23 protein-coding genes are annotated in these 24,393 nt (G+C 40.7%); 13 read left to right on the forward strand and 10 right to left on the reverse strand.

The features are described from left to right. Window positions 1-142: 142 nt before the first annotated feature. Window positions 143-808, reverse strand: a complete 666-nt coding sequence (gene mnmD, locus B9Y69_RS17590; protein WP_085474306.1) for a tRNA (5-methylaminomethyl-2-thiouridine)(34)-methyltransferase MnmC2 — start codon at window positions 806-808, stop codon at window positions 143-145. A 55-nt stretch (window positions 809-863) separates the two neighbouring features. Here mnmD and B9Y69_RS17595 point away from each other — a divergent pair, with 55 nt between their 5' ends. The 5 genes from B9Y69_RS17595 to B9Y69_RS17615 all read left to right on the forward strand — a co-directional run bounded on the left by B9Y69_RS17595 (window position 864) and on the right by B9Y69_RS17615 (window position 7,786). Further along, window positions 864-2,102, forward strand: coding sequence for a dicarboxylate/amino acid:cation symporter (locus B9Y69_RS17595; RefSeq protein WP_085474307.1), 1,239 nt, complete (start codon window positions 864-866; stop codon window positions 2,100-2,102). 240 nt (window positions 2,103-2,342) lie between these two features. Beyond that, on the forward strand, window positions 2,343-2,759 hold the full coding sequence (locus B9Y69_RS17600; protein WP_085474308.1) for a cytochrome c maturation protein CcmE domain-containing protein: 417 nt from the start codon (window positions 2,343-2,345) through the stop codon (window positions 2,757-2,759). Between the two features lie 26 nt (window positions 2,760-2,785). Further along, a complete protein-coding gene (gene ccsA / locus B9Y69_RS17605) occupies window positions 2,786-5,248 on the forward strand; it encodes a cytochrome c biogenesis protein CcsA (protein ID WP_085474309.1) in 2,463 nt (820 codons plus the stop codon). Window position 5,249: 1 nt separating this feature from the next. Next, complete coding sequence (locus tag B9Y69_RS17610; protein ID WP_234991302.1) at window positions 5,250-6,020, forward strand: Rossmann-like and DUF2520 domain-containing protein; 771 nt, start codon at window positions 5,250-5,252, stop codon at window positions 6,018-6,020. Window positions 6,021-6,235: 215 nt separating this feature from the next. Then, complete coding sequence (locus B9Y69_RS17615) at window positions 6,236-7,786, forward strand: FMN-binding glutamate synthase family protein (protein ID WP_085474311.1); 1,551 nt, start codon at window positions 6,236-6,238, stop codon at window positions 7,784-7,786. A 66-nt stretch (window positions 7,787-7,852) separates the two neighbouring features. Here B9Y69_RS17615 and B9Y69_RS17620 read toward each other — a convergent pair whose 3' ends face one another. Next, window positions 7,853-8,293, reverse strand: coding sequence for a MarR family winged helix-turn-helix transcriptional regulator (locus tag B9Y69_RS17620; RefSeq protein WP_085474312.1), 441 nt, complete (start codon window positions 8,291-8,293; stop codon window positions 7,853-7,855). Window positions 8,294-8,396: 103 nt separating this feature from the next. On the opposite strand from B9Y69_RS17620, the gene B9Y69_RS17625 reads away from it, so the two are divergent. Next, on the forward strand, window positions 8,397-8,789 hold the full coding sequence (locus B9Y69_RS17625) for a hypothetical protein (RefSeq protein ID WP_085474313.1): 393 nt from the start codon (window positions 8,397-8,399) through the stop codon (window positions 8,787-8,789). Between the two features lie 60 nt (window positions 8,790-8,849). Here B9Y69_RS17625 and B9Y69_RS17630 read toward each other — a convergent pair whose 3' ends face one another. Both B9Y69_RS17630 and B9Y69_RS17635 read right to left on the reverse strand, forming a co-directional pair. Next, window positions 8,850-9,623 carry an amidohydrolase gene (locus B9Y69_RS17630; protein ID WP_085474314.1) on the reverse strand — a complete coding sequence of 258 codons (774 nt, stop codon included), beginning with the start codon at window positions 9,621-9,623 and terminating at the stop codon, window positions 8,850-8,852. A 95-nt stretch (window positions 9,624-9,718) separates the two neighbouring features. Then, the gene (locus B9Y69_RS17635; RefSeq protein WP_085474315.1) at window positions 9,719-10,696 is read right to left on the reverse strand and encodes a polyprenyl synthetase family protein; all 978 of its coding nucleotides are present in this window, start codon (window positions 10,694-10,696) and stop codon (window positions 9,719-9,721) included. 63 nt (window positions 10,697-10,759) lie between these two features. Here B9Y69_RS17635 and B9Y69_RS17640 point away from each other — a divergent pair, with 63 nt between their 5' ends. Both B9Y69_RS17640 and B9Y69_RS17645 read left to right on the forward strand, forming a co-directional pair. Beyond that, on the forward strand, window positions 10,760-11,908 hold the full coding sequence (locus B9Y69_RS17640) for a glycosyltransferase family 4 protein (protein WP_085474316.1): 1,149 nt from the start codon (window positions 10,760-10,762) through the stop codon (window positions 11,906-11,908). An 11-nt stretch (window positions 11,909-11,919) separates the two neighbouring features. Then, complete coding sequence (locus tag B9Y69_RS17645) at window positions 11,920-12,249, forward strand: metal-sulfur cluster assembly factor (protein WP_085474317.1); 330 nt, start codon at window positions 11,920-11,922, stop codon at window positions 12,247-12,249. A 165-nt stretch (window positions 12,250-12,414) separates the two neighbouring features. On the opposite strand, the gene B9Y69_RS17650 is transcribed toward B9Y69_RS17645, so the two are convergent. Further along, window positions 12,415-13,659: a cation:proton antiporter gene (locus B9Y69_RS17650; protein WP_085474318.1), complete on the reverse strand. Its 1,245-nt coding sequence runs from the start codon at window positions 13,657-13,659 to the stop codon at window positions 12,415-12,417. Between the two features lie 4 nt (window positions 13,660-13,663). After that, window positions 13,664-14,143, reverse strand: a complete 480-nt coding sequence (locus B9Y69_RS17655; RefSeq protein WP_085474319.1) for a cation:proton antiporter regulatory subunit — start codon at window positions 14,141-14,143, stop codon at window positions 13,664-13,666. A gap of 199 nt (window positions 14,144-14,342) precedes the next feature. On the opposite strand from B9Y69_RS17655, the gene B9Y69_RS17660 reads away from it, so the two are divergent. Then, window positions 14,343-14,915, forward strand: coding sequence for a YceI family protein (locus tag B9Y69_RS17660; RefSeq protein WP_085474320.1), 573 nt, complete (start codon window positions 14,343-14,345; stop codon window positions 14,913-14,915). Between the two features lie 28 nt (window positions 14,916-14,943). Here the strand turns inward: B9Y69_RS17660 and B9Y69_RS17665 are convergent, their stop codons facing one another. Next, window positions 14,944-15,729: an MBL fold metallo-hydrolase gene (locus B9Y69_RS17665; RefSeq protein ID WP_085474321.1), complete on the reverse strand. Its 786-nt coding sequence runs from the start codon at window positions 15,727-15,729 to the stop codon at window positions 14,944-14,946. A 115-nt stretch (window positions 15,730-15,844) separates the two neighbouring features. Here B9Y69_RS17665 and recJ point away from each other — a divergent pair, with 115 nt between their 5' ends. From recJ to B9Y69_RS17685, 4 genes are all read left to right on the forward strand, one after another. Then, window positions 15,845-17,539 (forward strand): single-stranded-DNA-specific exonuclease RecJ, encoded by a 1,695-nt coding sequence (recJ, locus tag B9Y69_RS17670; RefSeq protein ID WP_085474322.1) that lies wholly within the window; start codon window positions 15,845-15,847, stop codon window positions 17,537-17,539. A gap of 114 nt (window positions 17,540-17,653) precedes the next feature. Further along, window positions 17,654-18,388: an LPS export ABC transporter ATP-binding protein gene (gene lptB / locus B9Y69_RS17675; protein ID WP_085474443.1), complete on the forward strand. Its 735-nt coding sequence runs from the start codon at window positions 17,654-17,656 to the stop codon at window positions 18,386-18,388. Between the two features lie 25 nt (window positions 18,389-18,413). Continuing rightward, on the forward strand, window positions 18,414-19,931 hold the full coding sequence (locus B9Y69_RS17680) for a GH3 auxin-responsive promoter family protein (RefSeq protein ID WP_085474323.1): 1,518 nt from the start codon (window positions 18,414-18,416) through the stop codon (window positions 19,929-19,931). A gap of 98 nt (window positions 19,932-20,029) precedes the next feature. Then, entirely contained in the window at window positions 20,030-21,097 is a 1,068-nt protein-coding gene (locus tag B9Y69_RS17685) for a branched-chain amino acid aminotransferase (protein ID WP_085474324.1), read from the forward strand. Between the two features lie 209 nt (window positions 21,098-21,306). Here the strand turns inward: B9Y69_RS17685 and miaA are convergent, their stop codons facing one another. The 3 genes from miaA to B9Y69_RS17700 form a co-directional block, all read right to left on the reverse strand. Further along, window positions 21,307-22,215, reverse strand: coding sequence for a tRNA (adenosine(37)-N6)-dimethylallyltransferase MiaA (gene miaA / locus B9Y69_RS17690; RefSeq protein WP_085474325.1), 909 nt, complete (start codon window positions 22,213-22,215; stop codon window positions 21,307-21,309). 79 nt (window positions 22,216-22,294) lie between these two features. Beyond that, window positions 22,295-22,888: an IS1096 element passenger TnpR family protein gene (locus tag B9Y69_RS17695; protein WP_085474326.1), complete on the reverse strand. Its 594-nt coding sequence runs from the start codon at window positions 22,886-22,888 to the stop codon at window positions 22,295-22,297. Window positions 22,889-22,944: 56 nt separating this feature from the next. Next, the gene (locus tag B9Y69_RS17700; protein WP_085474327.1) at window positions 22,945-24,363 is read right to left on the reverse strand and encodes a CCA tRNA nucleotidyltransferase; all 1,419 of its coding nucleotides are present in this window, start codon (window positions 24,361-24,363) and stop codon (window positions 22,945-22,947) included. Window positions 24,364-24,393 lie beyond the last annotated feature (30 nt).

Consider the following 24,393-nt stretch of genomic DNA (forward strand, 5'->3'; position numbering starts at 1 on the left):
TTTAGCGTTTTCTAAATGCTTCGTAGCAATTTTGAATTGCTATTTATCCAGTAAGTACACCCTTTACATAAAACGTTACAATTTATTTTATTTTTTTTCACAGCAAAGAAAAAACTAACTCAAGACCGATACGAAGGAATAATTAAACCTTTACCGCACGCAACATCTCTCTCTTCCCAGGTGCGCCCGGCGCCTTCTCGATCTTGAATCCCAATGCTTTCATCGACCGTTTTAAGTTTCCCGTTATAGCATACGTAACGAAGACTCCTCCTGGTTTCAGAAACTGACACACATGTGCTAGAGTTTCATCGTTCCACATTTCAGGTTGGTGAACCGCCGCGAATGCATCAAAATAAATAACATCAAATTGCTTTTCACTAACAAAGTCCAAAACTTTTTGGGGCGCAATAGTTAGCGTCAGTTCGGAACCAAGCGCAACTTGTTCCTCTAGCGCTTGTGGATAAGCCGCACAAAAGTGCTCCCACACATCATCGCCCACAAAATCACCATACCCCGTAGCCGCCACAGTCTCCTGTGGTAACGGAAAAGCTTCAATACCACAGTAGTCAACCGTAACATGATGTTCAGCAGCATAATCTGCTGTCATTAGAAAGTTTAGACCTGTACCAAAACCCACCTCAAGAATGGAACAGTCTTGGCGGCCATACAAGTTCAAAAAATAAACCATTCCAGATTGCAAAAAAACATGTTTACTTTCTTGCAAAGCACCGTGTGTCGAGTGATAATGCTCCCCTACAGCAGCATGGTAAAGGGTCTTCGAGCCATCGCCCGTGGTCACAAATTCCATATCCTACATTTTTTAACAAAACTAATATAAAAAACTACTATTTTAGTCGTACTATATGAACAAGACATTAGAAAACTACGGGAGTATTATCCTCTTGATTCTCGGTATTATAGCGGGAAGTATTATTGGTCTTTATTTCCCAGACTTGGTGGTCTATATCAAGCCTTTGGGTGATATATTCCTCAATCTACTGTTTGTTTCCATAATCCCACTCCTATTCTTTGCCATTTCCTCTTCCGTTGCTAATATCGAAGAACAGAATAAACTGGGCAAAATAATCGGTATCATGGCGGGTGTGTTTTTGGTCACCATTGCTATTGCAGCGTTAGCCACTGTTGCAGTACTTTATATATTCCCCGTAAATTCGGCTGTAGATACCGGCTCTTTTGTAGATGACCCTCTGGATGCATCAACATCGTCTTGGGGCGATCGTATCGTAAGCTTCTTAACAGTAAGCGAATTTGGAAATCTCTTGTCACGCCAGAGCATACTTGCCTTTGTGATATTTTCTTTTCTAGTTGGAATTTCTGCGCGCAATACAGGTGAAAAAGCAAAACCTTTTATTTCTTTCATACAGTCCGGGAATGAAGTCCTAAAACAATTACTCATTCTTATCATGAAGGGTGCGCCCATAGGACTCGGGGCTTATTTTGCGTTTCAAGTAAAAACTTTAGGCCCCCAATTATTCGGTTTTTATGCTAAACCTTTAGCCTTGTATTATATTTTCGGCCTTGTCTTTTTCTTTGTTGCCTTTAGTGTCTATGCCTTTATTGCGTACGGCAACAAAGGAGTAAGTTTATTCTGGCGCAACAACATCTATCCTTCACTAACAGCTCTTAGTACCTGTAGCAGCTTAGCAACCATGCCGGCAAATCTCGCAGCCGCCAAACGAATAGGTATACCTGCTGCAATAGCCAACGTGGTTATTCCATTAGGCAATACGCTTTACAAAAATGGATCTGCTATCTCCTCAATCCTTAAAATATATGTAGCCTTTACCCTACTAGGGTGGAACTTCTTCGAGTGGGATACCATATTGACAGCTGTCGGCATCACAGTTTTGGTAACGATCGTAGCAGGCGGAATTCCTAATGGTGGCTACATTGGAGAAATGCTTATGATTTCTGTATATGGCTTACCACCGGAAGCAATACCAGCTGTTATGATTATAGGGACGCTTGTTGATCCGTTAGCAACCGTGCTTAATGCAACGGGAGATACCGTAGCAGCTATGCTAGTTACCCGATTTTCTGGCGAGAAATTCAGCACAGAGGTCAACGATATTGAAACATAAGCAGATAGAATTAGAAAAACGATATAAAATATTTGTTTAATTCGTGTAATATTGATGTTGGGAATGAGCTTCGGCCTCTAAACGAACGACCAAAACAAATACACAAACACCTCAAAACAAGTGTTTTAACAAAGCAAAGCACCGCTATTTAGAACGACTACAAATAACCTCACTTCAGGTGCAAATTATAACCTTCAAAAAGCATTTCGTAATTTTGCAGTAATACAGGGATAGTGTAATATGAAGAAAAGCTCAATTATCTTAATCGCAATCATCGCCGTAGCGATCGCTATGATACTGGTAATCTATACGGATTCCAGTACATATTCAACATTTTCGGAAGCCAAGGAGAAGCAAACCGAGCTATATGTTGTTGGTGTACTTAACAAACAAAAGGAACTTCATTACGATCCTATCAAGGACGCAAATCGGTTTTCATTCTACATGTATGACAACGATAGCACGGAGTGTCAGGTTGTCTTTAATGGTTCCAAGCCGCAGGACATAGAACGTTCCGAGCAGCTTGTTCTTACCGGTAAAATGGAAGGTAACATTTTTCATGCAAGTAAAATTTTGATGAAATGTCCATCAAAATACAATCAAGATGAGGTAGAGGTGATTGAAACAAATGCCGCTCCGCAAACAGCAATGAATTAATCTTTTATATTAATATTCCTTACTAAATGGACGTCAATTACGTTGGAGAAAATCTACTACCGGGTCAAATCGGTCAATTCTTTGTTATTTTATCATTTGGGGCAGCACTACTGTCGCTGATCAGTTATTTTTTCGCAACACAAGAACCCGAAAATCGTACTTGGAAAAAGATAGGTAGAATATCTTTTTGGGTAAACCTGATATCCGTCGTGACCATCGGTAGTATACTCTTTTACATTATCTATAATCACCTCTTTGAGTACCATTATGCCTATGCACACTCTTCTAAATCTCTTCCCACACATTATATAATTTCTTCTTTTTGGGAAGGACAAGAAGGTAGTTTCTGGCTATGGATGTTCTGGCAAGTTGTTCTCGGCTCTATTCTGCTCTTTAAAGCAAAGTCTTGGGAATCACCCGTAATGACCTTTGTGATGCTATGTCAGACTTTCCTAGCGTCCATGTTGTTAGGTGTTGAGTTTTTCGGTACCCGTATCGGTAGTTCTCCATTTATATTACTACGTGACGCCCTGCAAGCACCAATATTCAGTGATCCAAACTACCTATCTCTAATTCCGGATGGTCGAGGTTTGAACGCATTATTACAAAACTATTGGATGGTTATCCACCCTCCTACACTATTCCTGGGCTTTGCTTCCATGATTGTACCTTTCGCCTATGCGGCGGCGGGCCTTTGGACTAAGCGCTACAAAGAATGGGCAGCTCCCGGATTACCATGGGCATTATTTGCTGTAATGATATTGGGAACGGGAATTATCATGGGTTCTTTTTGGGCATATGAAGCATTAAACTTCGGCGGTTTCTGGGCGTGGGATCCAGTAGAAAATGTATCAATCATTCCATGGTTAACACTAATTGCTGCCGTACACGTTATATTAGCTTTTAAACACTCAGGACAAGGTTTCTTTACAGCAACCTTCCTTACACTTATTAGTTTCGTATTGGTAATTTATGCTTCTTACCTTACACGAAGCGGTATCTTAGGGGAGACCTCCGTTCACTCGTTTACCAGTCTGGGTATGTCCGGACAGCTGATTATCTTTAATATATCCTTTTTAATCATTATGGTTAGCCTATTGATCTGGCGATATAAGGATATACCAACAACAAAACAAGAGGAAGATATTTACTCCCGTGAGTTCTGGTTGTTTATAGGTGCGCTCGTTTTAACGGTAGCTTGTGTACAAATGATTGCGACGACCTCTATTCCGGTTTTCAATGCTTTATTTGGTACAAAAGTGGCACCGCCGATCGACCCTATACCACACTATAATAAATGGCAAGGAGCTTTTGCTGTAGTGGTTATGCTTTTAACCGCATTCACTCAATTCCTGAAATATAAGAAAACCGACCCTAAAAAGTTTTGGGCTTCCACGTTAGCTACTTTAGTTGTCGCCATTATACTTGCTGCCGCTGTTATCTATATCACCAAGGTACACAACAACGTGATGTATATTCTCCTGGCCTTCGCTTGTATATTCTGTATTCTTGCAAATATTCGTGTCTTAGGCGATGCCTTACGTGGAAAATGGAAACTTGCGGGTTCCGCAGTAGCACACATTGGTTTTGCCTTGCTCTTGATTGGAGCCCTCATTGCTGCTGCAACAAATGAAGTAATCTCCCTTAACAGTTCGGGTTATATTCAAGTAGCTGATTTCGATAAAGTAGAAAAACCGGGGGAGAACCTCTTCCTAACCGAGAATGAACCGGTACAAATGGGTGACTATCGTTTGACATATATCGGCGATAGTGTTGCACCTCCAAATGTTTACTATAAAATAAAGTACGAAAAAATCGACGAAGAAAGTGGGAAAGTGATTGAGTCGTTTATATTGAGTCCATTTGCGCAGAACAACCCTGATATGGGTGGATTGATTGGCACACCGGCTACGAAGCACTATGTCACACATGACATTTATACGCTGATTACAGCTGCTGCCTCAGACTCTCAAGCTAAAGCATCCAAAATTCCTGAAGAAGAAAAAACAGGTTATGAAGACTACGATGAGCCGGCAACCTATCAGGTCAATATTGGAGATACGTTGCGCTACCGCAATGGTTATTACGTAATACAAGGTGTAAACCGTGAGGCGAAACTGAACAATATTCCCAAGGGACCAAATGATATTATTGTAGGGTTAAAAATCAAAGTTTTTGCAGCCGACAAAAAAGAATACGATGTCGAACCTGTCTTTGTTATTAAGGATGGCAATAGCTATGATTTCAATAAGGATGTAAATGAACAAGGTCTTCGTTTCCGTTTTACCAATATATTACCCAAAGAAGATAAATTAGAAATTATGCTTTACCAAAAACCATTGCCAGAGAAAAAATGGGTGGTTTTCAAAGCAATAAAATTCCCTTATATTAACTTTTTCTGGGCAGGTACCATTATTATGACCATTGGTTTTATTATGGCTATCTACCGTAGACTAAAGGATGCGAAACTTACCAAACAAAAAAAGTAAAATGAAAATTGTCATACTCGGCAGTGGAAATGTAGCCAGTACTTTGGCACAAGCTTTCCGAAGCTACGGGCATACTATTGCACAAGTATACAGTCGAAATAAAGCCAATGCGAATGCATTGGCTTCTCTTTTAGCAAGCAGCAGTACCGATAAACTGGAGCAGGTAGTTACCGATGCCGACATATATTGCATATGTGTATCCGACCAGGCAATTTCTTCCGTAGTGGCCGCTTTACCGGAAATCAGCCAAGGTATCGTAGTCCATTGCTCCGGTGCGACATCAATAACCGTTTTACATCGCTTTGAGCACCATGGAGTTCTCTATCCCCTACAAAGTATATCAAAAGCGGTAACGAAAGATTTAACATCTATTCCTTTCGTTGTAGAAGGAAATAACGAGACAACGACCACACAATTATTAAACCTGATCCTTCCTCTTGCGCCCAAAGCTTTTCAAGGGGACAGCGCACAGCGACTTGCCTTACATGTTGCGGCCGTTTTTGCGAATAATTTCACCAACTTACTTTTTCAAATCAGCCAGAACATTCTAGAAGAGCACCAGTTGCCCTTTGATTTGCTACGGCCAATTATACTCGAAACAGCCCAAAAGGTGCAAACCTGCCTACCGGAGGCCGTCCAAACCGGCCCCGCAAAACGTGGAGACATGCAAACCATAGAAACACATTTGAATTTTCTTAGTGAATCCCCACATTGGATTAAAATATATCAACAACTAACGGAAGAAATACTAAGAAGAAGAGATTCTGAATGAATATATTATCAAAAAAGTAAATCTTCGCAGAACGTCGTTCTTTTTTCGCTTTAACAATAGAAGTTTCTAATTTTGCATAAACCGTATGATTATGGTCATTGAATCTGCAAAAAATAAAACGTATGTAAATGGCTCGCGTTTTGCTAGCTATTGTATACATGTAAGGAAAAACAAACTATTCAGAACAGAAATAAGCAACAATTTTCACGAAAATCATGGCAATTAGAAATCTAATTCTTGCAACAATAGTAATTATAAACCTGATCATTATCTCTTTCGGGATTATCTTTACGCCACAATGGTTTTGGCTTCTCTTGATTCCATTTCCATTAATGATCTTAGCCTTTTACAACAGCACCCAAACACGGCATGCTATCCTTCGCAATTACCCTCTTTTAGGTTATTTTCGTTTTTTCTTCGAGGCTATCCGTCCCGAAATGCGTCAATACTTCTGGGAGTCAGATACCGATGGACGCCCGTTTAACCGCAGACAGCGCTCTATTGTATATCAGCGTGCGAAAAATGAAAGAGAAACCGTAGCCTTTGGGATGCAAACCGACCCACAGACGATTGGCAACGAATGGGCTGCTCACTCCGTTTTCCCGGTGCATATTGAAAACCATGACCTACGTACTACGGTAGGAAACCACGCTTGTAAACAACCGTACAGTCTAAGCGTTTTCAATATCTCTGCGATGAGTTATGGGGCATTGAGTAAAACGGCAATCACCGCTTTAAATAAAGGTGCAGCATTGCAAAATTTTGCACACAATACAGGGGAAGGCGGGATTAGTCCCTACCATGTAAATGGAGGAGATTTAATATGGCAAGTCGGAACAGGTTACTTCGGCTGTCGGAATGAAATGGGTATGTTCGATGAAGATCTTTTTGCTGAAAAAGCATCACGTCCTTATGTGAAGATGATCGAGTTAAAATTATCTCAAGGAGCAAAACCAGGTCACGGTGGTATTTTACCTGCTGCTAAAAACACGCCTGAGGTAGCCGCCATCAGACACGTGGTTCCAGGTACTGATGTCATGTCGCCACCAGCGCATAGTGCGTTTAACACTGCCGAAGGCATGATGCACTTTTTACAAAAAATGCGTGAACTATCGGGATACAAACCGATTGGCTTTAAAATATGTATTGGTGACAAGCAAGAGTTTATCGACATCTGTAATGCGATGTTGACGACACAGATATTCCCGGACTTTATTTCGATCGATGGATCGGAAGGAGGAACAGGTGCTGCACCCCTCGAGTTCACCGACAACTTGGGAATGCCTTTGTATGATGCGCTATCTTTTGTAACAACGACACTTATTAAATTTGGTGTAAAAAAACACATTAAACTTATAGTCTCTAGTCGTATTGTAACAGGTTTTGACTTACTTAAGGTTATAGCTTTAGGGGCAGACGCTTGTTATAGTGCACGGGGTATGATGTTCGCCTTAGGATGTATACAAGCGTTGAAATGTAACGAAGATGTTTGTCCTGTAGGAGTCGCGACACAAAAACCACAATTATACAAAGCACTCGACGTACAAGATAAATATGTTCGTGTGGCTCAATTTCACCGTAACACACTTCGTGCTACAGTAGAAATAATGGAAGCTTGTGGATTCAAAACATTGGACGATGTTTCTGCAGATAAGTTCTTCCGCAAAGTAGATAATATTAACACATGGAGTTTTCAACAGATTTACTTTAAAGACACCGGAAAGTTGGTTAATAGTCATAGTGCTTTTGAACCACAAGAAATATAAAAACAAAAGGCTGATTGGAATTCCAATCAGCCTTTTGTTTATACGCTCTTCTCTGCTAAAGTAGCATTACTTTAAATTCGTATATACAATTTCAAGTGTATTTTTTGCTTTAATCATCTCTTCGTAGTTGAGCCCTTCTAGCGCTTCTCCAATCGTTTTATGCGCTTGTCGCATACATCCCTCACGAAGTTGGCGTCCCTGTTTAGTCAGAAAAATAAGATTGGAGCGTTTATCTTCTTTATCATTCACACGCATCACTAATTTCACTTTCTCTAAGTTATTGATAAGCCTGGAAACGCTTGGTTTATCTCGGAACGTTAAACAGGCAAGCTCTTGTTGTGTCCTTCCTTCTTCTATCCACAGATAATATAAAAGTGTCCACTGTTCAGAGGTAATGGTTATACCTTCGTACTTTAGATTTTTCTGTAGCCTCCTGGCCAGTGCTGCCGAAGCCTTTCCCGTTAAAAACGAAAAGAACTCGTCTGCGTGTTCAAAACTAGTTGTCATAATTGTTAAAACTTTAGGTTAGTTGTTTATACAAACAAAGTAAAAAAGGTTATACAAAACAAATAAAATGTAATATTTATATGTTTTTATTATATTTACGCTAATGGAAAATTTTCTACCAGCTTTACTAATAATCGGTGGTGTAATTTACAAAATCTATTCCGAGTACCAAAAAGAACAGGAAAAGATGCGTAAAAGACGTCCTCATATCCCTACGGCTGAACCTGTAGCTGTACCGATCCCTCCCCCGATAGCAAAGCGACCTATTCCGCCCACTTTTCAAAAAGAACACCCATCAATGGTGTCAAAAAAAGTGGAACAGCCGGTAAAACAACGGTATGATATTCCAGAGGAAGTAAATCGGGTGAGAGAACAGCGACAACATCGAAAGATAGAAACCGTAGATCTGGAACATCAGCAAAAGAACAAGGTACCCGAATTTAATCTACGTGACGCCGTTATCCAGGCTGCTATTTTGGAGCGCCCGTATAAATAGGGTATCACGAAATAAACAAATAATTATTCTAAAGATTTGACTACAACCCGTGTAAAATCGCTACAGGGTAAAACTATCTGCATCTTTTAAGAATGGGAATTGTTCGCGTGACTTTATCAGTTCCGTTGGATTTAAAGTAAAGGTGTATAAATCTTCGTCTTCTGGTTTATAGTACACGACATCCCCAACAGGAGATATACACATCGAACCGCCCGAATAGTAAACTTCATTACCATCGTAGCCGACCCTATTCACACCAATAACATACGCTTGATTTTCGATCGCACGCGCCGGGATTAAAGTACGCCAATGTGCGGACCTTTTATCTGGCCAAGAAGCGGTATAAACTAACAGATCGTATGCTCCACCGAGGTTACGCGACCAAACGGGGAAACGTAAATCATAACACACCATCGGACAAATACGCCAACCTTTCAACTCAACGACAACACGTGAAGTGCCCGCCGTAAACACCTCGTCTTCATTGACCATACCAAAAAGATGGCGTTTATCGTAATGTACATAGTTGCCATCGGGATACATCCATACAAAACGGTTATAATATTTATCGTTTTCCTTGATCGTGAGCGTGCCCGCAATAACACATCCATATGCTTTGGCATGTTCATACATCCAATGCATGGTCGGACCATTCATCGTTTCGGCACATTTTTCTACATTGGTACTAAACCCTGTATTAAACATCTCCGGAAGAATAATGAGATCTGTTTTCTCTTTCAATGCTGATAATCGTAAAGACAAATTGTTCAAATTCTTCTCCACGTTCTCCCAAAACAAATATGCCTGAAATACGGTAATCTTTATTGCTTCCATACTTAACCTATACCAGCTTTCGCCAAAAATTCAAAAAATGTTCTGTCACAATTTAACAAAAAGTAAGAGCAAAATAAACTTTTCAACAAAAAAAGCTATTGTTCTCGTTGCATTAATGCATCAGCTAATCTAAATAAAGCATCTTTTCTGCCCATCTCGACATCAATTGCGTGAAGCTTATCGTATGCGATTGCTGTAAACTCCTCTTTCAATCGTGTTGCCGACCCTTTGATGTCATACTTCGCATACAGATCTTTCATCTTTTCTATCTTATGCGGTTCCGCTACTAAATCTGTGCGCAACAAATTAGTTAACACTTCTTGATCCGCATCTGTAGCAAGATCCCGAAGCTTCACATAAAGAATCGTCTTTTTATTCGACAGAATATCACCTCCTACCTGCTTTCCAAATGTTGCTGGATCCCCATAAACATCTAAAATATCGTCCTGTAGCTGGAAAGCAATACCTAGATTCACACCAAAAGCATACAAAAGCTCTTGTGCATCCGGATGTGCATCAGCAAGAATAGCGCCTAACTGCAACGCTCCACCTAAAAGTACAGATGTTTTTAAACGGATCATGTCGATATAGGCGGACTCAGCTACGCGGTCAACCTTTTCAAAATCCATATCATATTGCTGTCCTTCACAAACTTCCACTGCCAGCTTATTGAATACATCCAATAGCTGAGGCACTTTTTCTTTCGGACATTTTGCCAGTTCCAAATAAGCTTGAATCAGCAAGCCATCACCCGATAAAATAGCCACACTATCATCCCATTTCTGATGTACAGTAGGCTGTCCCCGACGCAACGGTGCCTTATCCATGATATCATCGTGAATCAGCGAAAAATTATGAAAAAACTCAATAGCGGCGCTTGCGGGAAGTGATTCTTCAATATACTTTTCATCAAAAAGCGCTGCTCCCATAAGAACTAGCATAGGGCGTATACGCTTTCCGGAAAGCGACAAAATATAACGAATAGGATCGTACAAGTTGGACGGACTTACCGGAAAATGCTTAAGATCCAGGTAATCTTGGAACAACTTGGCGTATGTAAGATTTTGAAACATCAATTTTTGTTAAGTCATGCGAAGATAACTATAATATTTATCTAAGTTTGTGTAAAGGTCAATATGCGCATTTTTATCATCCATAATTTTTATCAACACGCTGGTGGCGAAGACTTTGTTTTCCGCAAGGAAGTCGCAGAACTCTCGAAGATTCACGACGTAAAAACCTATTCCGCACAAAACAAAAAAGGAGTTACCGGCTTGCTGCAATATTTTTCATACCCGTTTAATATATCAGAAAGTCGAGACATCATGCGGGAGATAGATCTATTCCAACCCGACATTGTACATATTCACAATGTACATTATGCGATTGGCCCATGGATAATCCGGAGGATTGCACAAAAGAATATTCCAATAGTCATGACCCTTCATAACTTTCGCTTGCTATGTCCTTCCGCAACATTATTCTTTAATGGTCAGCTGTTCACAAAGAGTCTGCAACAACAATTCCCATGGGAAGCCGTCAAGAAACGGGTATTGGATCACTCCCTACCGAAAACACTTCTAACGGCTTTCACCTACTGGTGGCATCGCAAAATAGGCACCTGGAACAGCGTCGATCGTTATATCGTCTTATCCCAGTTTGCCAAAGATCTTTTTGCGCATTCCACCTTTCCCGTCTCGGCAAGTAAATTTGTTATTCGCCCTAATTCGGCAGATGTTCAACCCACCAACCAAGCGCGTACTGCAGACTTTATATACATTGGCCGGCTGTCGGAGGAAAAAGGAATCCTACCCTTGTTAGAAGCCATGGCGGAGACAAACTATACCATTAAAGTATATGGTACAGGCCCACAACAAGCACGTGTGGAAGAAATGCAAGATCGATATCCAAACATTATTTACATGGGATTCCAACCGCAGGAGCAACTCGCATCTGCCCTTTCTACCGCCAATGCGCTTATTGTTCCTTCAGTATGCTATGAAGGAATGCCTATGACAATTATTGAAGCCTTTGGTTATTCTACACCCGTCCTCGCTAGTAATATTGGTATTTTACGTGAAATGGTCTTACCTTTGTATACGGGACTTTCTTTCGATCCCTATAATAAGGAAGATATCAAAGACGTTTTGAATCAGTGGGACAATTTGGAGAATAAAACCAAAGATACGATAGGAACAAACTGTCGTATGGTATACGAAAAAAACTATACAGTAAAGTCGAACCTGAGCAAGCTTCTTGAAATATACGATAGCATAAAGCATTAAAAAAGACGAGGATGAGTATTATCATAATGGACAAATTAAATCTCGCAAAAGAGATACAGGCACAACTGGAAACGGTATACGATCCAGAACTAAAGCCTGCAAATATTGTTGATTTAGGTCTTGTTTACGAAATCATTACAAAAGAAGACGGCACGGCTAAGATTGTGATGACGTTAACAGCTCCAGGCTGTCCTGTTGCGGGGCAAATCATGGACGAAGTTCAACAAAAAGTTGCCGCTGTAGAGGGCGTTAAAGAAGCCTTAGTGGAGTTAACTTTTGACCCACCCTGGACGAAAGATTTGATGAGTGAAGAGGCTAAATTAGAGTTAGGTTTCCTATAAAAAAACGAGCGTCTTCAAATGGACGATACCACGTCACTGCGAGAAGCGTAGCGACGTGGCAGTATTCCTTAATTTTATCTCTAAAAGATTGCCACACCTTCGTTCCTCAGGTTCGCAATGACGTTTTGCTCTGTTTAAACAGTCCCGTTTTACTTCTATATTTTTCTACGGTTGTTTTATTGACGCTTCTAATTGACTCAATGTTTTCTTTGGCTTATTGGGTTGTTGATCCTTTCCAAACAACTTGTTCCAGATCGTACGAGACTCTTTTGTAAGGAGCGGTGATACAATAGATAAGATTAATACATACACAACAACGAAAGATTGCACAATAGGAAGCAATCCGCCTGCTTTACCAATATTTGCCATAATAATAGAAAATTCGCCACGCGCGGATAATGTAAAACCAATATCAAAAGAAGTTCGTGGTTTCATATCTGAAAAGCGTGCTGCAAAATATCCGGATGCCACGTTGCCTATAATGGTTACAACTGCTGCTAAAGCAGCCCATCCCACAGCTCCTCCCAGTGTGTACATGTCGATAGAAAGACCGAAACTAAAGAAAAACATCGCTCCAAAGAAGTCCTTAAATGGCAAAATCATCCCTTCAATCTTCTTTATATATTTGGAGTCGGCAAAGACCAAACCTGCCATCAATGCTCCAATTGCCTCTGCCACATGTATCGTTTCTGAAAATCCAGCAATTAAAAATAATAAACTGAAAACAATCAAGATAAAGAGTTCGGAGCTTTTATCTTGCAATAGCTTGTCAATCGCAGGCACCAATTTTCGCCCTAGAATCAGGAAGGTTAAAATAAAACCAAGGGCCAGTAAGGAAGTTCCTGCAACTGACCAAAACGAGGTACCTCCTGTCAAGATCAATCCCGATAAAAAGGAGATATGCATGGCGATAAACAAGTCATCGAACATAATCATCCCCATAATCACCTCTGTTTCCGCGTTCGCAGTTCGTTTGAGATCGGTCAACACTTTGGCTACAATAGCCGTAGACGAGCTCGTCATCACCCCACAGAGCACCATCATTTCCTTAAAAGGGAGATCCATCAACCAACCCACCAAGAGCCCCGAGACAAAGTTAAGAAGAACGTAAACCGTCCCACCAGTAACAATTGATTTTCCCGACTTAATAAGCCGCCCAACCGAGAACTCTAATCCCAGATAGAAAAGGAGAAATAGGACACCTAATCGTCCCATAAAGTCGATGAACGGCTTACTTTCTGTAAATTTAAGATCGATATGCCAAAATTGAGGCGCATGTTGCCCTAAAACCATACCGATGATGATGAAGAACGGGATAACTGAAAAACGTAACTTATTGGCTAAAAGACCAACAACGGCCACCAAGAAGACAGCAACTCCAACTTCAAGAATCAGGGTAGGTGAAAGCATAAAACTATATAAGGATCTCTTTAAGTAATTTGATATTCATTTTTTTTCCGGCAATAACAAGCGTCGCTCCCGGGGTAATAACATAATCCGGCCCAGGGTTGATCACGGTCTCATCCTCTTGAATGGCCGCAATAATGGACGCGCCGGTGCGCTGTCTCACTTCCAACTGACCAATACTTTTGTTTACGCCATCACTTGACTCCCCTACTTTATACCACTCGATACGTAAATCATCTAAAGCCACCTCAATCGTTTCTAACGATTTCGGCTTATACGATAATCCACCCAAAATCCCGGCAACCTGACGCGATTCTTCATCCGACAGTGTCATAACGCAGTGTGTCTCGCTATCATCATCCTCCGAACGGTATAGTTCACGTCTACCATCATCATGGATCACCACAATCATGTTATCGCCAGCTTCGGTCTCAATCTGGTATTTCTTCCCGATACCAATCAAGTCGGTTTCTCTAACTATTGACATAGTATAAATTTATTGTGTTTATTGCAAACAACAGGTAATACACACAAATTTAAGCAAAAATGACCGTATAAACAATTGGAATCCCTCCGCGCCTCCCTGACAGTATTTGCGCTAAAAATATTACAATACGAAGGCTTTTTCTACATACAGCAAATCACTTCAATCCCTATCTTTAGCGCTACAGAAATCAAAAAAAATTATGAAAAAATTAACCTTGTTACTCGCACTTCTTATCAGTGTATGCAGCTATTCATTTGCGCAAAAAAGCACCTTAAAACTAGATCCGAAAGCCTCCAATATTCAATGGGATGCCAAAAAAGTAGTAGGTGGACATGTGGGCACTATCGCAATTAAAAATGGGCAAATATCTATTGACAAGAACAAAATTGTCGGTGGAGAATTTATGATCGACATGAATTCTTTACAGTGCACAGATTCACCTAAAGCAACCGGACATCTCAAGAATGAAGACTTCTTTAACGTTCCGCAATATCCATCCGCTAAATTTGTAATCACGAAAGTAGATCACAGCAAAAGTACACCTACGGTCACTGGAAATCTAACGATTAAAGACAAAACAAAATCGATTTCTTTTCCGATCAATGTGGTACGTATTGGCGGAAATGAGGTGGAGGCCGAGGCAAAAAATGTAAAGATAAATCGATTGGATTTTGATATCAAATATCGTTCATCAAGCTTCTTTGCAGATCTCGGTGATAAAGCAATTGAGGATTACTTTACGCTAAATATTCTTGTCAAAGCGACAAAATAAAAGAAGGGCATTTTTAAATGCCCTTCTTTTATTTTACGGAAACGTCGATAATCTTATATCCGCCATCCGGCTTCTGTTCCGCTTGTCCGATAGCTATCGTTTTGGAGTGGTAAAATAAATAAACCCATTCTGCTACACGGCCTTCCTCCCAGTATTGCTGACGTAAGTCTCTTGCCCGTCTACCATCGTAATCGTATTTGGCAATAAAGTTCTTAAAAATCTCCTCGGGTTCAGGAAGCACATCCCCACCAAAAAAGTAATGCTCCCCCCCTGTATGGATATGAAAAGCTTGATGATTTGGTGTATGCCCTCCATTCAGCTCATAGGATATCTGATGATTGACCTGACCATCGCCTTCCACCAAAACCAAATTTCCACTACGTTGAATAACATCGAAAATATCTGTCCTATACGATGAATTTTCTCCAGCATAGGCTTGCTCCCACTCTCCCTGTTGCACGAAATACTCCGCATTCGGGAATGAAACACGAGCTACACCGTCTTTAAAATCCACCAAACCTCCGGTATGATCTTTATGAAGATGCGACATCAAGACATACTTAACATCTTCCGGCTCATAGCCTAATTTTCGAATGTTTTCATGAATCACCAGATTTCCATTTTCAGCCCTAAAGCCCAATCCTGTATCACATAGAATCAAACCATCATCAGCAACAATCAAGAACGGATGTACATGGACGAAAATAGATCCTTTTCGCGTTAATGGGTCATCTTTTTCTGCATCAAAAGGCACAAAAGCCTTACTAGCATCGACTGAAAAAGAGCCCTCGTATAGAGAATATGCTTGTACCATTTTAAATTTAATTGTAAACAAGTATGTTTCAGAATCTTAATCTACCGAGCCTAGAGCTCATTAGGTAAACCAATTTACAAAACGTATATTTACACGTTAATACAACCGCAAAGATATGCAAAAAAGGTGGGTAGTAAAGCCAAAAAATGAGGTCAATAAAGTGAATACACTGAGAGATGAACTGGGCATAAGTACCGTCATCGCTGAGCTACTTATCAACCGCGGCATTCTCACCTTCGATCAAGCAAAAACATTCTTTCGTCCCTCCTTAGACATGCTGCATGACCCCTTTTTAATGCAGGATATGGACAAAGCGATTTCCCGTATTGAACAGGCCATAGGCAACAAAGAGAAAATCCTTATTTATGGCGATTACGATGTAGATGGTACAACAGCTGTTTCCGTCGTCTATAGTTTCTTTCGAGACTTCCATACTGGTATGGAATTTTATATCCCTGATCGCTATAGCGAAGGTTACGGAATCTCTACCCAAGGAATCGATTATGCAGCAGAACATGGCTTTTCTTTGATTATCGCTTTAGATTGTGGTATCAAGGCAAATGATAAAATCGATTACGCAGCATCGAAAAACATCGATTTCATTATCGGAGATCACCACTTACCAGGGCCCGAAATACCACAAGCCGTAGCAGTATTGGATCCGAAACGTGTGGATTGTTTATACCCCTACAAGGAGCTGTCGGGTTGCGGAATAGGATTTAAAATCATACAAGCGTTTATCCAAAAAAACGATATGGATATCCAGCTGGCTTATCAGTACCTTGATCTGGTAGCTGTCAGTATCGCTTCGGATATTGTTCCAATTACAGGAGAGAACCGAATATTGACCCACTATGGGCTCAAGAAACTGAATACCAATCCTAACTGTGGTTTACAAGCGTTAATTAATCTTTCCTCCAATAAAACAGGCCAATTTTCAGTCAATGATATTGTCTTCCAAATAGGTCCCCGCATCAATGCTGCAGGACGAATAGAACATGCCAAAGATGCGGTAAAACTTCTGATTTCAAAATCGTTGCAAGAAGCAAAAGACTTCTCGGCGACAGTCGACGATCAAAACAACCTTCGAAAAGACTTTGATCTACGCATCACAGAAGAAGCTCTTGATTTAATTGATAACGACGAAGTATTGATTAAGCGTAAGTCTACCGTCCTGTATAAAGAGGACTGGCATAAAGGTGTGATCGGTATCGTTGCTTCTCGGTTAACGGAGAAGTATTATCGCCCAACCATAATTATGACCAAAACAAATGGGCATATTGCAGGTTCGGCACGCTCGGTACTGGGCTTTGACCTCTACGAGGCACTGAGTGAATGTAGCGATTTATTAGATCAATATGGTGGCCACAAATATGCAGCGGGATTAACGATGCCCATTGAGAATCTAAATGCATTTCAGCAGCGTTTTGAGGATGTCGTGAGTGGCACCATTAAACCCGAAATGCTCCAACAGGAGGTCCTCATTGAAACAGCTATCAAATTAACAGATATTGACAGTAAATTCTATCGACTGTTAAAACAATTTGAGCCGTACGGCCCCCAGAATGAAGCTCCTATTTTCGTCTCACGAGCCGTCGAAGGTTCGGGATATATTGTAGGTAGTAATCATATTAAGATAACGATAAGACAAGGAGACTCTCCAGCTTTTGAATGTATTGGCTTTGGATTGTCTGAATACATAGACACCATAAACAGCGGAGCCTCCTTCGATGTATGCTACACCATTGAGGAAAACAACTGGCGAGGAAAGAGAAACCTACAATTGAACATTAAGGCTATTCGATTTTAACAAAAAACCTTCACTGTAATTGAGCGTTATATATACACAGAAAAGGCTTGCATGGGTGGATATTAAATTTACATAAATTTATATAAGTTTGTAATCAAACGATTAATGGAGAAGATGATACTAAAGGCAGAAAACCTGGTCAAAAAGTACAAGCAACGTACCGTTGTTAATGATGTTTCTTTCCATGTGGAACAAGGTGAGATCGTCGGATTGCTCGGACCAAACGGTGCCGGTAAGACAACCTCCTTTTACATGATTGTAGGACTTATTAAGCCTAACGATGGTCATGTATACCTGGATGATCAAGATATCACACAGGATGCTATGTTTCAACGTGCGCAGAAAGGGATTGGCTATCTGGCACAGGAAGCCTCTGTATTTCGCAAACTATCCGTAGAGAACAATATCTTAGCCGTACTGGAAATCCATTACAAAAATAAGGAAGAGCGTTTAGCAAAATTAGAAGAGTTGTTAACAGAATTCAGTTTGCACCGTGTACGCAAGAATCGAGGCGATTTACTATCTGGAGGAGAACGCCGACGGACAGAAATCGCACGTGCGCTAGCTGCTAATCCACACTTCATCTTACTCGATGAGCCTTTCGCCGGGGTCGATCCAATTGCCGTTGAGGAAATTCAAACCATTGTCTCCAAACTTAAAAGAAAGAACATTGGTGTGCTTATCACAGATCACAACGTACAAGAGACTTTATCCATAACGGATCGCGCCTATTTATTAACGGAAGGTAAAATCATGCTGACGGGCACTCCCGAAGAAATTGCGGACAATGAACTCGCACGTAAATTCTATCTCGGAAGACACTTTGAATTAAGAAGAAAAAAACTCTAACATAAGCTTTAACGTAAGATAAACGATGGCGCTATTAAATTCTCTCTTTACTTGGATCATGAAGAAACGTATTCATCAGATCGAACTATTCATGAAATACCCACATGATGTACAAGAGGAATGGTTCCAAAGCTTAATTTCTACCGCAGAAGCAACCGAATGGGGTAAAAAATATGATTACACCAGTATTCTAACTCCAGAAGAGTATAAAAATAGAGTACCAATTCAAGACTACGAAGACGTTAAGGTATATGTAGACCGAATGATAAAAGGTGAGCAAAACCTTATCTGGCCCTCTGATATAAAATGGTTTGCCAAGTCTTCAGGCACAACGTCAGATCGATCGAAGTTCATTCCAGTTAGTTTGGAAGCGTTGGAAGACTGCCACTACCAAGGTGGTAAAGATATGCTGTCCATCTACTGTCATAACAGACCCGAAAACAAAGTTTTTACAGGCAAATCGGTGGTGATCGGAGGTTCTTCCCAGATCAATAACTTCAGCCCCGATTCATACTATGGCGATCTTTCATCCATTCTGATCCGTAACTTGCCTTTTTGGGCGGAGTTTAAACGCACGCCCAACCTCGAGGTAACCTTGAATCCAAATTTTGAGGAAAAGATAGAGCAGATAGCACAGATTACCATTAAAGAAAATGTAACCAGCTTAGCGGGTGTACCAACTTGGAACCTCGTTATGGCGAAGCGTATTCTCGAAATCACGGGTAAAGACAATCTGTTGGAGGTGTGGCCAAATCTAGAGTTTTATGGTCATGGTGGCGTTAGCTTTAAACCATATCGTGAACAGTTTGAAAAACTGATCCCTTCTGCGGATATGTATTACCTGGAAAACTACAACGCATCGGAAGGTTATTTTGGCTTACAAGACCGCTCGGATTCGGAGGACCTATTGCTCATGTTAGATTATGGAATCTACTACGAGTTTCTTCCGATGGAACATATCGATGAAGAGCACCCGAAAACATTAGACCTGAGCGAAGTCGAAATCGGAAAAAACTACGCCCTCATTATCTCGACCAATGCAGGATTATGGCGTTATAAAATAGGAGACACCATTAAATTCACATCCCTATCGCCATATCGTTTTCAAATATCAGGTCGAACGAAACATTACATCAACACATTTGGGGAAGAAGTGATTGTTGACAATGCCGAGAAAGCACTGAGTGAAGCGTGCAAAGCGACTGGAGCTGTAATCAAAGACTATACCGCTGGTCCGATCTATTTCAATGACGGTAAAGCCGGTGCACATGAATGGATTATCGAATTTGAAAACCAACCATCAGACTTGCAACAGTTCAGCGAAGTGTTAGACAAAACATTGCGCGAAATCAACTCGGACTACGATGCCAAGCGCTATAAAGATATGGCATTGGGCTTCCCTATTATCCACAATGCAGCCCCTGATACCTTTTACATTTGGATGAAGTCCCGCGGTAAACTGGGTGGGCAGAACAAAGTTCCACGACTAGCGAATAACAGAGAGCATATAGAGCCTATTTTAGAGCTAATGGGTACGCGGTAGCAACTATCCTTTATCCTGTACCCACTAAAAATACAGCCGCTGTATGGGGTATCTATAGATTCTTTTTTCTAACTTGCACATTCTAAAATTTTAATGAAATGAGCGAGACGAATACTTATTCAATTCGCGTAGAGCCAACAAAACAATCGAGACTCTCGCAAGTAGATTTCAACAATTTGAAATTTGGTCAGATTATGGCTGACCACATGCTAGTTGCTAATTATGAAAATGGCACATGGACCGACGTCAGTATCCAGCCATATGGTGATTTATCCGTCAGCCCATCCATGTCTGCCCTCCATTATGGACAAGCAATCTTTGAAGGTATCAAAGGATATAAATTTGCAGATGGTACTGTTAGCATTTTTCGTCCCGACAAGAACCATGAACGTTTTAACAAATCGGCTTTTCGCTTACAGATGCCTGAGGTACCTGAAGAGATTTTTATTGAAGGATTAAAAGCCCTCCTTAATATTGATCGCGATTGGGTTCCTTCTAATGAAGGTACTTCGCTCTATATCCGTCCTTTCATGTTCGGAACGGAAGCGGCCTTGGGAGTTCACCCATCTGCTTCGTATAAATTTATCATTATTTGTTGCCCTGTCGGTGCATATTATAGTAAACCAATCAGCTTAAAGGTTGAAACACATTACACCAGAGCTGCGGAAGGCGGTGTTGGATTCTCTAAAAATGCAGGGAACTACGCACTATCCTTATACCCAACACAACTTGCTAATGACGAAGGCTATGACCAAATCATGTGGACCGATGCCTTGGAACATAAATATATCGAAGAAGCAGGAACTGCAAACTTAATTTTCCGCATTGGCGATACCATTATTACACCACATGGTGACACCATCTTACACGGTGTAACACGTCGTACGATTATCGAACTAGCGGATAAATGGGGATACAAAACAGAACAACGAAAAGTGTCCGTTCAGGAGCTTATCGATGGCATCAAAAATGGCTCAGTAACAGAGGCTTTTGCTGCTGGAACGGCTGCAACCATCACCCATATTTCACGCATTGGTTTTAACGGAACAGATTATGAATTGCCGCCAGTTGAAGGACGAGACTTCTCTAATAAAGTGTTAGATTATTTGAATCAATTGCGTTACGGAAAAACTGAAGATCCATTTGGTTGGAACTTTATCGTTTAATATAAATACTGTTATTCGAACAAATACGAAGAAATACAATAAAAAGAGGCTGTTAAAAACAGCCTCTTTTTTACGTAAAAAAAGAATCCCTCATCGTCGGGCGACAAAGAGGGATCCAAACCAATTATTAACCTAAATTATGAATTAATAGAAATGCAAAACACGTGCCATTAATTAATTATTATGCAACATCTGGTTTCCATATTTTGTCACATCTGCGTTACCAAATGAGTTAATATCCCTTCTTGATCGTTTGGCTCAAACCAGGTCGTATTTCCATACTTCTTAAACCAGGTTATTTGTCGTTTCGCATATCTTCTTGTATTCTGTTTAATCTTTTCCACCGCTTCCTCTAGAGAAATATGACCGTCTAAATAATCAAAAATTTCAGCATAGCCTACGGTAAGTAATGCCGGCTTTTCCTTGTAAGCGAACAATCTTTTAACTTCCTCAACTAAGCCTGCGTCGATCATCTTATCAACGCGTAAGTTAATACGTTCGTAAAGAGCCTCGCGTGGCATATTTAGTCCGATGGTAATGGTATTAAAAGTACGATCTGCTCCCCCACTTACTTGAAACGAAGAAATGGGTTGTCCCGTCGCTTCAAATACTTCTAATGCACGAATTACGCGTTGCGGATTATGAATGTCTGCTGTTGCATAATAAACCGGATCCACTTCCTTTAGCGCTTCTTGTAATACGTTTATCCCTTCATTTGCCAATCGCGCATTCAACCGTTCTCTCACTTCGACTGGAGCTTTGGGCAGATTGTCTAAGCCCTCACATACCGCACGTACAAACAAGCCAGAACCACCCACCATTACAACGACATCATGCTGCTCAAATAATGTCTCCAAAAGTGATAAAGCATCGCGTTCAAAGTCACCTGCCGAATACTCATCTTCAATGGAGTGGGAATCAATAAAATGGTGCTTAGCGGCCGCCAATTCTAGCGCATCAGGTTTTGCCGTACCAATCGTCATTTCTTTATAGAACTGCCTCGAATCTGCCGATATAATCTCCGTTTGAAAATGTTGTGCCAAAGCAATTCCCATAGCCGTCTTACCCACCGCGGTGGGACCAACAACAACAATTAATGTTTTTTTATTCTCTGCCATAACGACTTCATAAAAAAACCTTAAGCTTTCACTTAAGGTCTCCCTTTTATCTTGTATTGTTTACCAAGAAAAACCGGCCCTAGTACTCGTCCTCGTAGCCTTTTTCTTGTTGTTCACTCCCGTCTTCGCTCTCTCCTTCTTCCTCGTCATCGAACAAATCAAAATCATCCTCATCATCTACACCATATTCTGTATCATCAACTGGCACGTCGTCCTCATCATCGTCATCGTCCACCCCCGTAGATACAGGAAAATTGGCTGCCGCAGCAGACTTCGGTACTTCACCAACCGTCTTGAATACCTCGGGATATTCTTTCCCCTCCTCTTCTTTTAAAATCTTGATCAGCTCCACATGGAAATCATAGGGACGATCAAAGTTATAGATGTAATAAAATTTCTGATGCGGGTCTTCAATAAACTTACTCAACCGGATATCTTCCATTTTCAACACCCCAGCAGCATTTTTTTTATCCGTTGGTAAAAGTGCAATTTCGGTACCCTTTTTCCATTGGTCGTTACTCACATAAAACGAAGAAGGTACATTAATAATGTATCCCGTCGATTTGTGTATTGTTTCGTGTAATGTTAAGAACGTACTTTTCGAGGTCACATCTATCTCACGATAAACATCTTCATAATCCTCAAAAGTCACTCGAAATCTGTAAATAGCCATTTTAATCGTATCGTATAATTATTTTGCCCCCTAAAATTACAATAATTTTTAAAAAATTAAAGCAACACATTATTTTTAGCTGTCAAGCCCATTTCCTCCCCACGTTTCAATACAAACCCCAAGGCTTCTGCTCTATTGTTCGCGATCTCCCCTTCTAGAATAGCCTCACGCATTGCATTCTTAAGCATTCCAATCACACGTCCAGGACCTAGTCCAAAGAGCTGCATAATATCTTCTCCGCTTACTGGTGGTTGCCAATTACGGATCTGATCCCGTTCCTCCACATCTCTAAGCTTTTGTTTAACGAGTTCAAAGTTATCTCTATACTTTTTCTTCTTAAACTCGTTTTTTGTAGTCACATCCGCATGGCATAACATCATCAATGCATCGATATCATCACCTGCCTCAAATAACAAGCGACGCACCGCTGAATCACTAACGATATCTTGCGCCAAGACGATTGGTCTTAAATGCAATTGAACCAGCTTTTGAACAAACTTCATCTTCTCGTTCAAGGGTAACTTTAGTTCCGCAAATAACTTTGGAACCATCTTAGCCCCACGATCCTCGTGCCCATGAAAGGTCCACCCCACTCGCTTATCGAAACGCTTCGTTGCTGGTTTTGCAATATCATGCATAATGGCCGCCCATCTCAACCACAAATCATCCGACATTTCAGCCACATTATCCAGTACTTCCAATGTATGGTAAAAGTTATCTTTATGTCCACGTCCATCAATAACGTCTACACCATACAATTGCTGCATAGCTGGAAAAATAAGTTTTAGCAACCCGGTATCAAACAAATATTTAAAACCAATAGATGGTTTTGTCGCTAAGACAATCTTATTTAATTCATCTGCAATTCGTTCTTTCGAAATAATCTGAATCCGTTCGGCATTATCCACAATAGCTTGGATAGCCGCTATATCAATTTTAAAATTAAGTTGGGTCGCAAAACGGATAGCACGCATCATCCGTAACGGATCATCCGAGAAGGTTATCGTCGGGTCAAGTGGTGTCTTTATTATCCGCTCTTCAATATCCCCAACCCCATTAAAAGGATCGACGAGCTCACCATAGCGATCACCATTTAGGCAATATGCCATCGCGTTGATGGTAAAATCGCGGCGATTTTGATCATCTTCCAGTGTGCCATCTTCAACAATCGGGTTGCGTGAATTCGACCGATAAGATTCTCGACGTGCGCCTACAAACTCAATATTTATTTGATCATGCACCAACATGGCCGTTCCGAAGCTCTTGTATACCGCAACCTTTGTATGAAGGATTTCCCCCAATTTAGTTGCAAAATCAATCCCACTCCCAACAACTACAATATCCACATCATTCTTGAACGGACGGCCCATAATTCGGTCCCGAACAAAACCGCCGATTACATAGCACTCGACCTGTTCTTTATCCGCTAAATCTTTGATTATTTGAAAAATAGGATGTTGTAAATTCTCTCGCATAGCAACCCTGTGTAGGTAAAAATCTATTAG

Origin of the sequence: Sphingobacterium psychroaquaticum (assembly GCF_900177625.1) — a bacterium.
Classification (GTDB): domain Bacteria; phylum Bacteroidota; class Bacteroidia; order Sphingobacteriales; family Sphingobacteriaceae; genus Sphingobacterium; species Sphingobacterium psychroaquaticum.

Excerpts from the sequence above, each read along its gene's own strand:
- lptB (WP_085474443.1), top strand. The coding sequence starts at position 17,654 with ATGATACTAAAGGCAGAAAACCTGGTCAAAAAGTACAAGCAACGTACC.
- B9Y69_RS17620 (WP_085474312.1), bottom strand. The coding sequence starts at position 8,293 with ATGACAACTAGTTTTGAACACGCAGACGAGTTCTTTTCGTTTTTAACG.
- B9Y69_RS17630 (WP_085474314.1), bottom strand. The coding sequence starts at position 9,623 with ATGGAAGCAATAAAGATTACCGTATTTCAGGCATATTTGTTTTGGGAG.
- B9Y69_RS17650 (WP_085474318.1), bottom strand. The coding sequence starts at position 13,659 with ATGCTTTCACCTACCCTGATTCTTGAAGTTGGAGTTGCTGTCTTCTTG.
- B9Y69_RS17680 (WP_085474323.1), top strand. The coding sequence starts at position 18,414 with ATGGCGCTATTAAATTCTCTCTTTACTTGGATCATGAAGAAACGTATT.
- B9Y69_RS17595 (WP_085474307.1), top strand. The coding sequence starts at position 864 with ATGAACAAGACATTAGAAAACTACGGGAGTATTATCCTCTTGATTCTC.
- B9Y69_RS17640 (WP_085474316.1), top strand. The coding sequence starts at position 10,760 with ATGCGCATTTTTATCATCCATAATTTTTATCAACACGCTGGTGGCGAA.
- mnmD (WP_085474306.1), bottom strand. The coding sequence starts at position 808 with ATGGAATTTGTGACCACGGGCGATGGCTCGAAGACCCTTTACCATGCT.
- B9Y69_RS17600 (WP_085474308.1), top strand. The coding sequence starts at position 2,343 with ATGAAGAAAAGCTCAATTATCTTAATCGCAATCATCGCCGTAGCGATC.
- B9Y69_RS17660 (WP_085474320.1), top strand. The coding sequence starts at position 14,343 with ATGAAAAAATTAACCTTGTTACTCGCACTTCTTATCAGTGTATGCAGC.
- recJ (WP_085474322.1), top strand. The coding sequence starts at position 15,845 with ATGCAAAAAAGGTGGGTAGTAAAGCCAAAAAATGAGGTCAATAAAGTG.
- B9Y69_RS17695 (WP_085474326.1), bottom strand. The coding sequence starts at position 22,888 with ATGGCTATTTACAGATTTCGAGTGACTTTTGAGGATTATGAAGATGTT.
- B9Y69_RS17625 (WP_085474313.1), top strand. The coding sequence starts at position 8,397 with ATGGAAAATTTTCTACCAGCTTTACTAATAATCGGTGGTGTAATTTAC.
- B9Y69_RS17700 (WP_085474327.1), bottom strand. The coding sequence starts at position 24,363 with ATGCGAGAGAATTTACAACATCCTATTTTTCAAATAATCAAAGATTTA.
- B9Y69_RS17615 (WP_085474311.1), top strand. The coding sequence starts at position 6,236 with ATGGCAATTAGAAATCTAATTCTTGCAACAATAGTAATTATAAACCTG.
- B9Y69_RS17645 (WP_085474317.1), top strand. The coding sequence starts at position 11,920 with ATGAGTATTATCATAATGGACAAATTAAATCTCGCAAAAGAGATACAG.
- ccsA (WP_085474309.1), top strand. The coding sequence starts at position 2,786 with ATGGACGTCAATTACGTTGGAGAAAATCTACTACCGGGTCAAATCGGT.
- B9Y69_RS17665 (WP_085474321.1), bottom strand. The coding sequence starts at position 15,729 with ATGGTACAAGCATATTCTCTATACGAGGGCTCTTTTTCAGTCGATGCT.
- B9Y69_RS17610 (WP_234991302.1), top strand. The coding sequence starts at position 5,250 with ATGAAAATTGTCATACTCGGCAGTGGAAATGTAGCCAGTACTTTGGCA.
- B9Y69_RS17655 (WP_085474319.1), bottom strand. The coding sequence starts at position 14,143 with ATGTCAATAGTTAGAGAAACCGACTTGATTGGTATCGGGAAGAAATAC.
- B9Y69_RS17635 (WP_085474315.1), bottom strand. The coding sequence starts at position 10,696 with ATGTTTCAAAATCTTACATACGCCAAGTTGTTCCAAGATTACCTGGAT.
- B9Y69_RS17685 (WP_085474324.1), top strand. The coding sequence starts at position 20,030 with ATGAGCGAGACGAATACTTATTCAATTCGCGTAGAGCCAACAAAACAA.
- miaA (WP_085474325.1), bottom strand. The coding sequence starts at position 22,215 with ATGGCAGAGAATAAAAAAACATTAATTGTTGTTGTTGGTCCCACCGCG.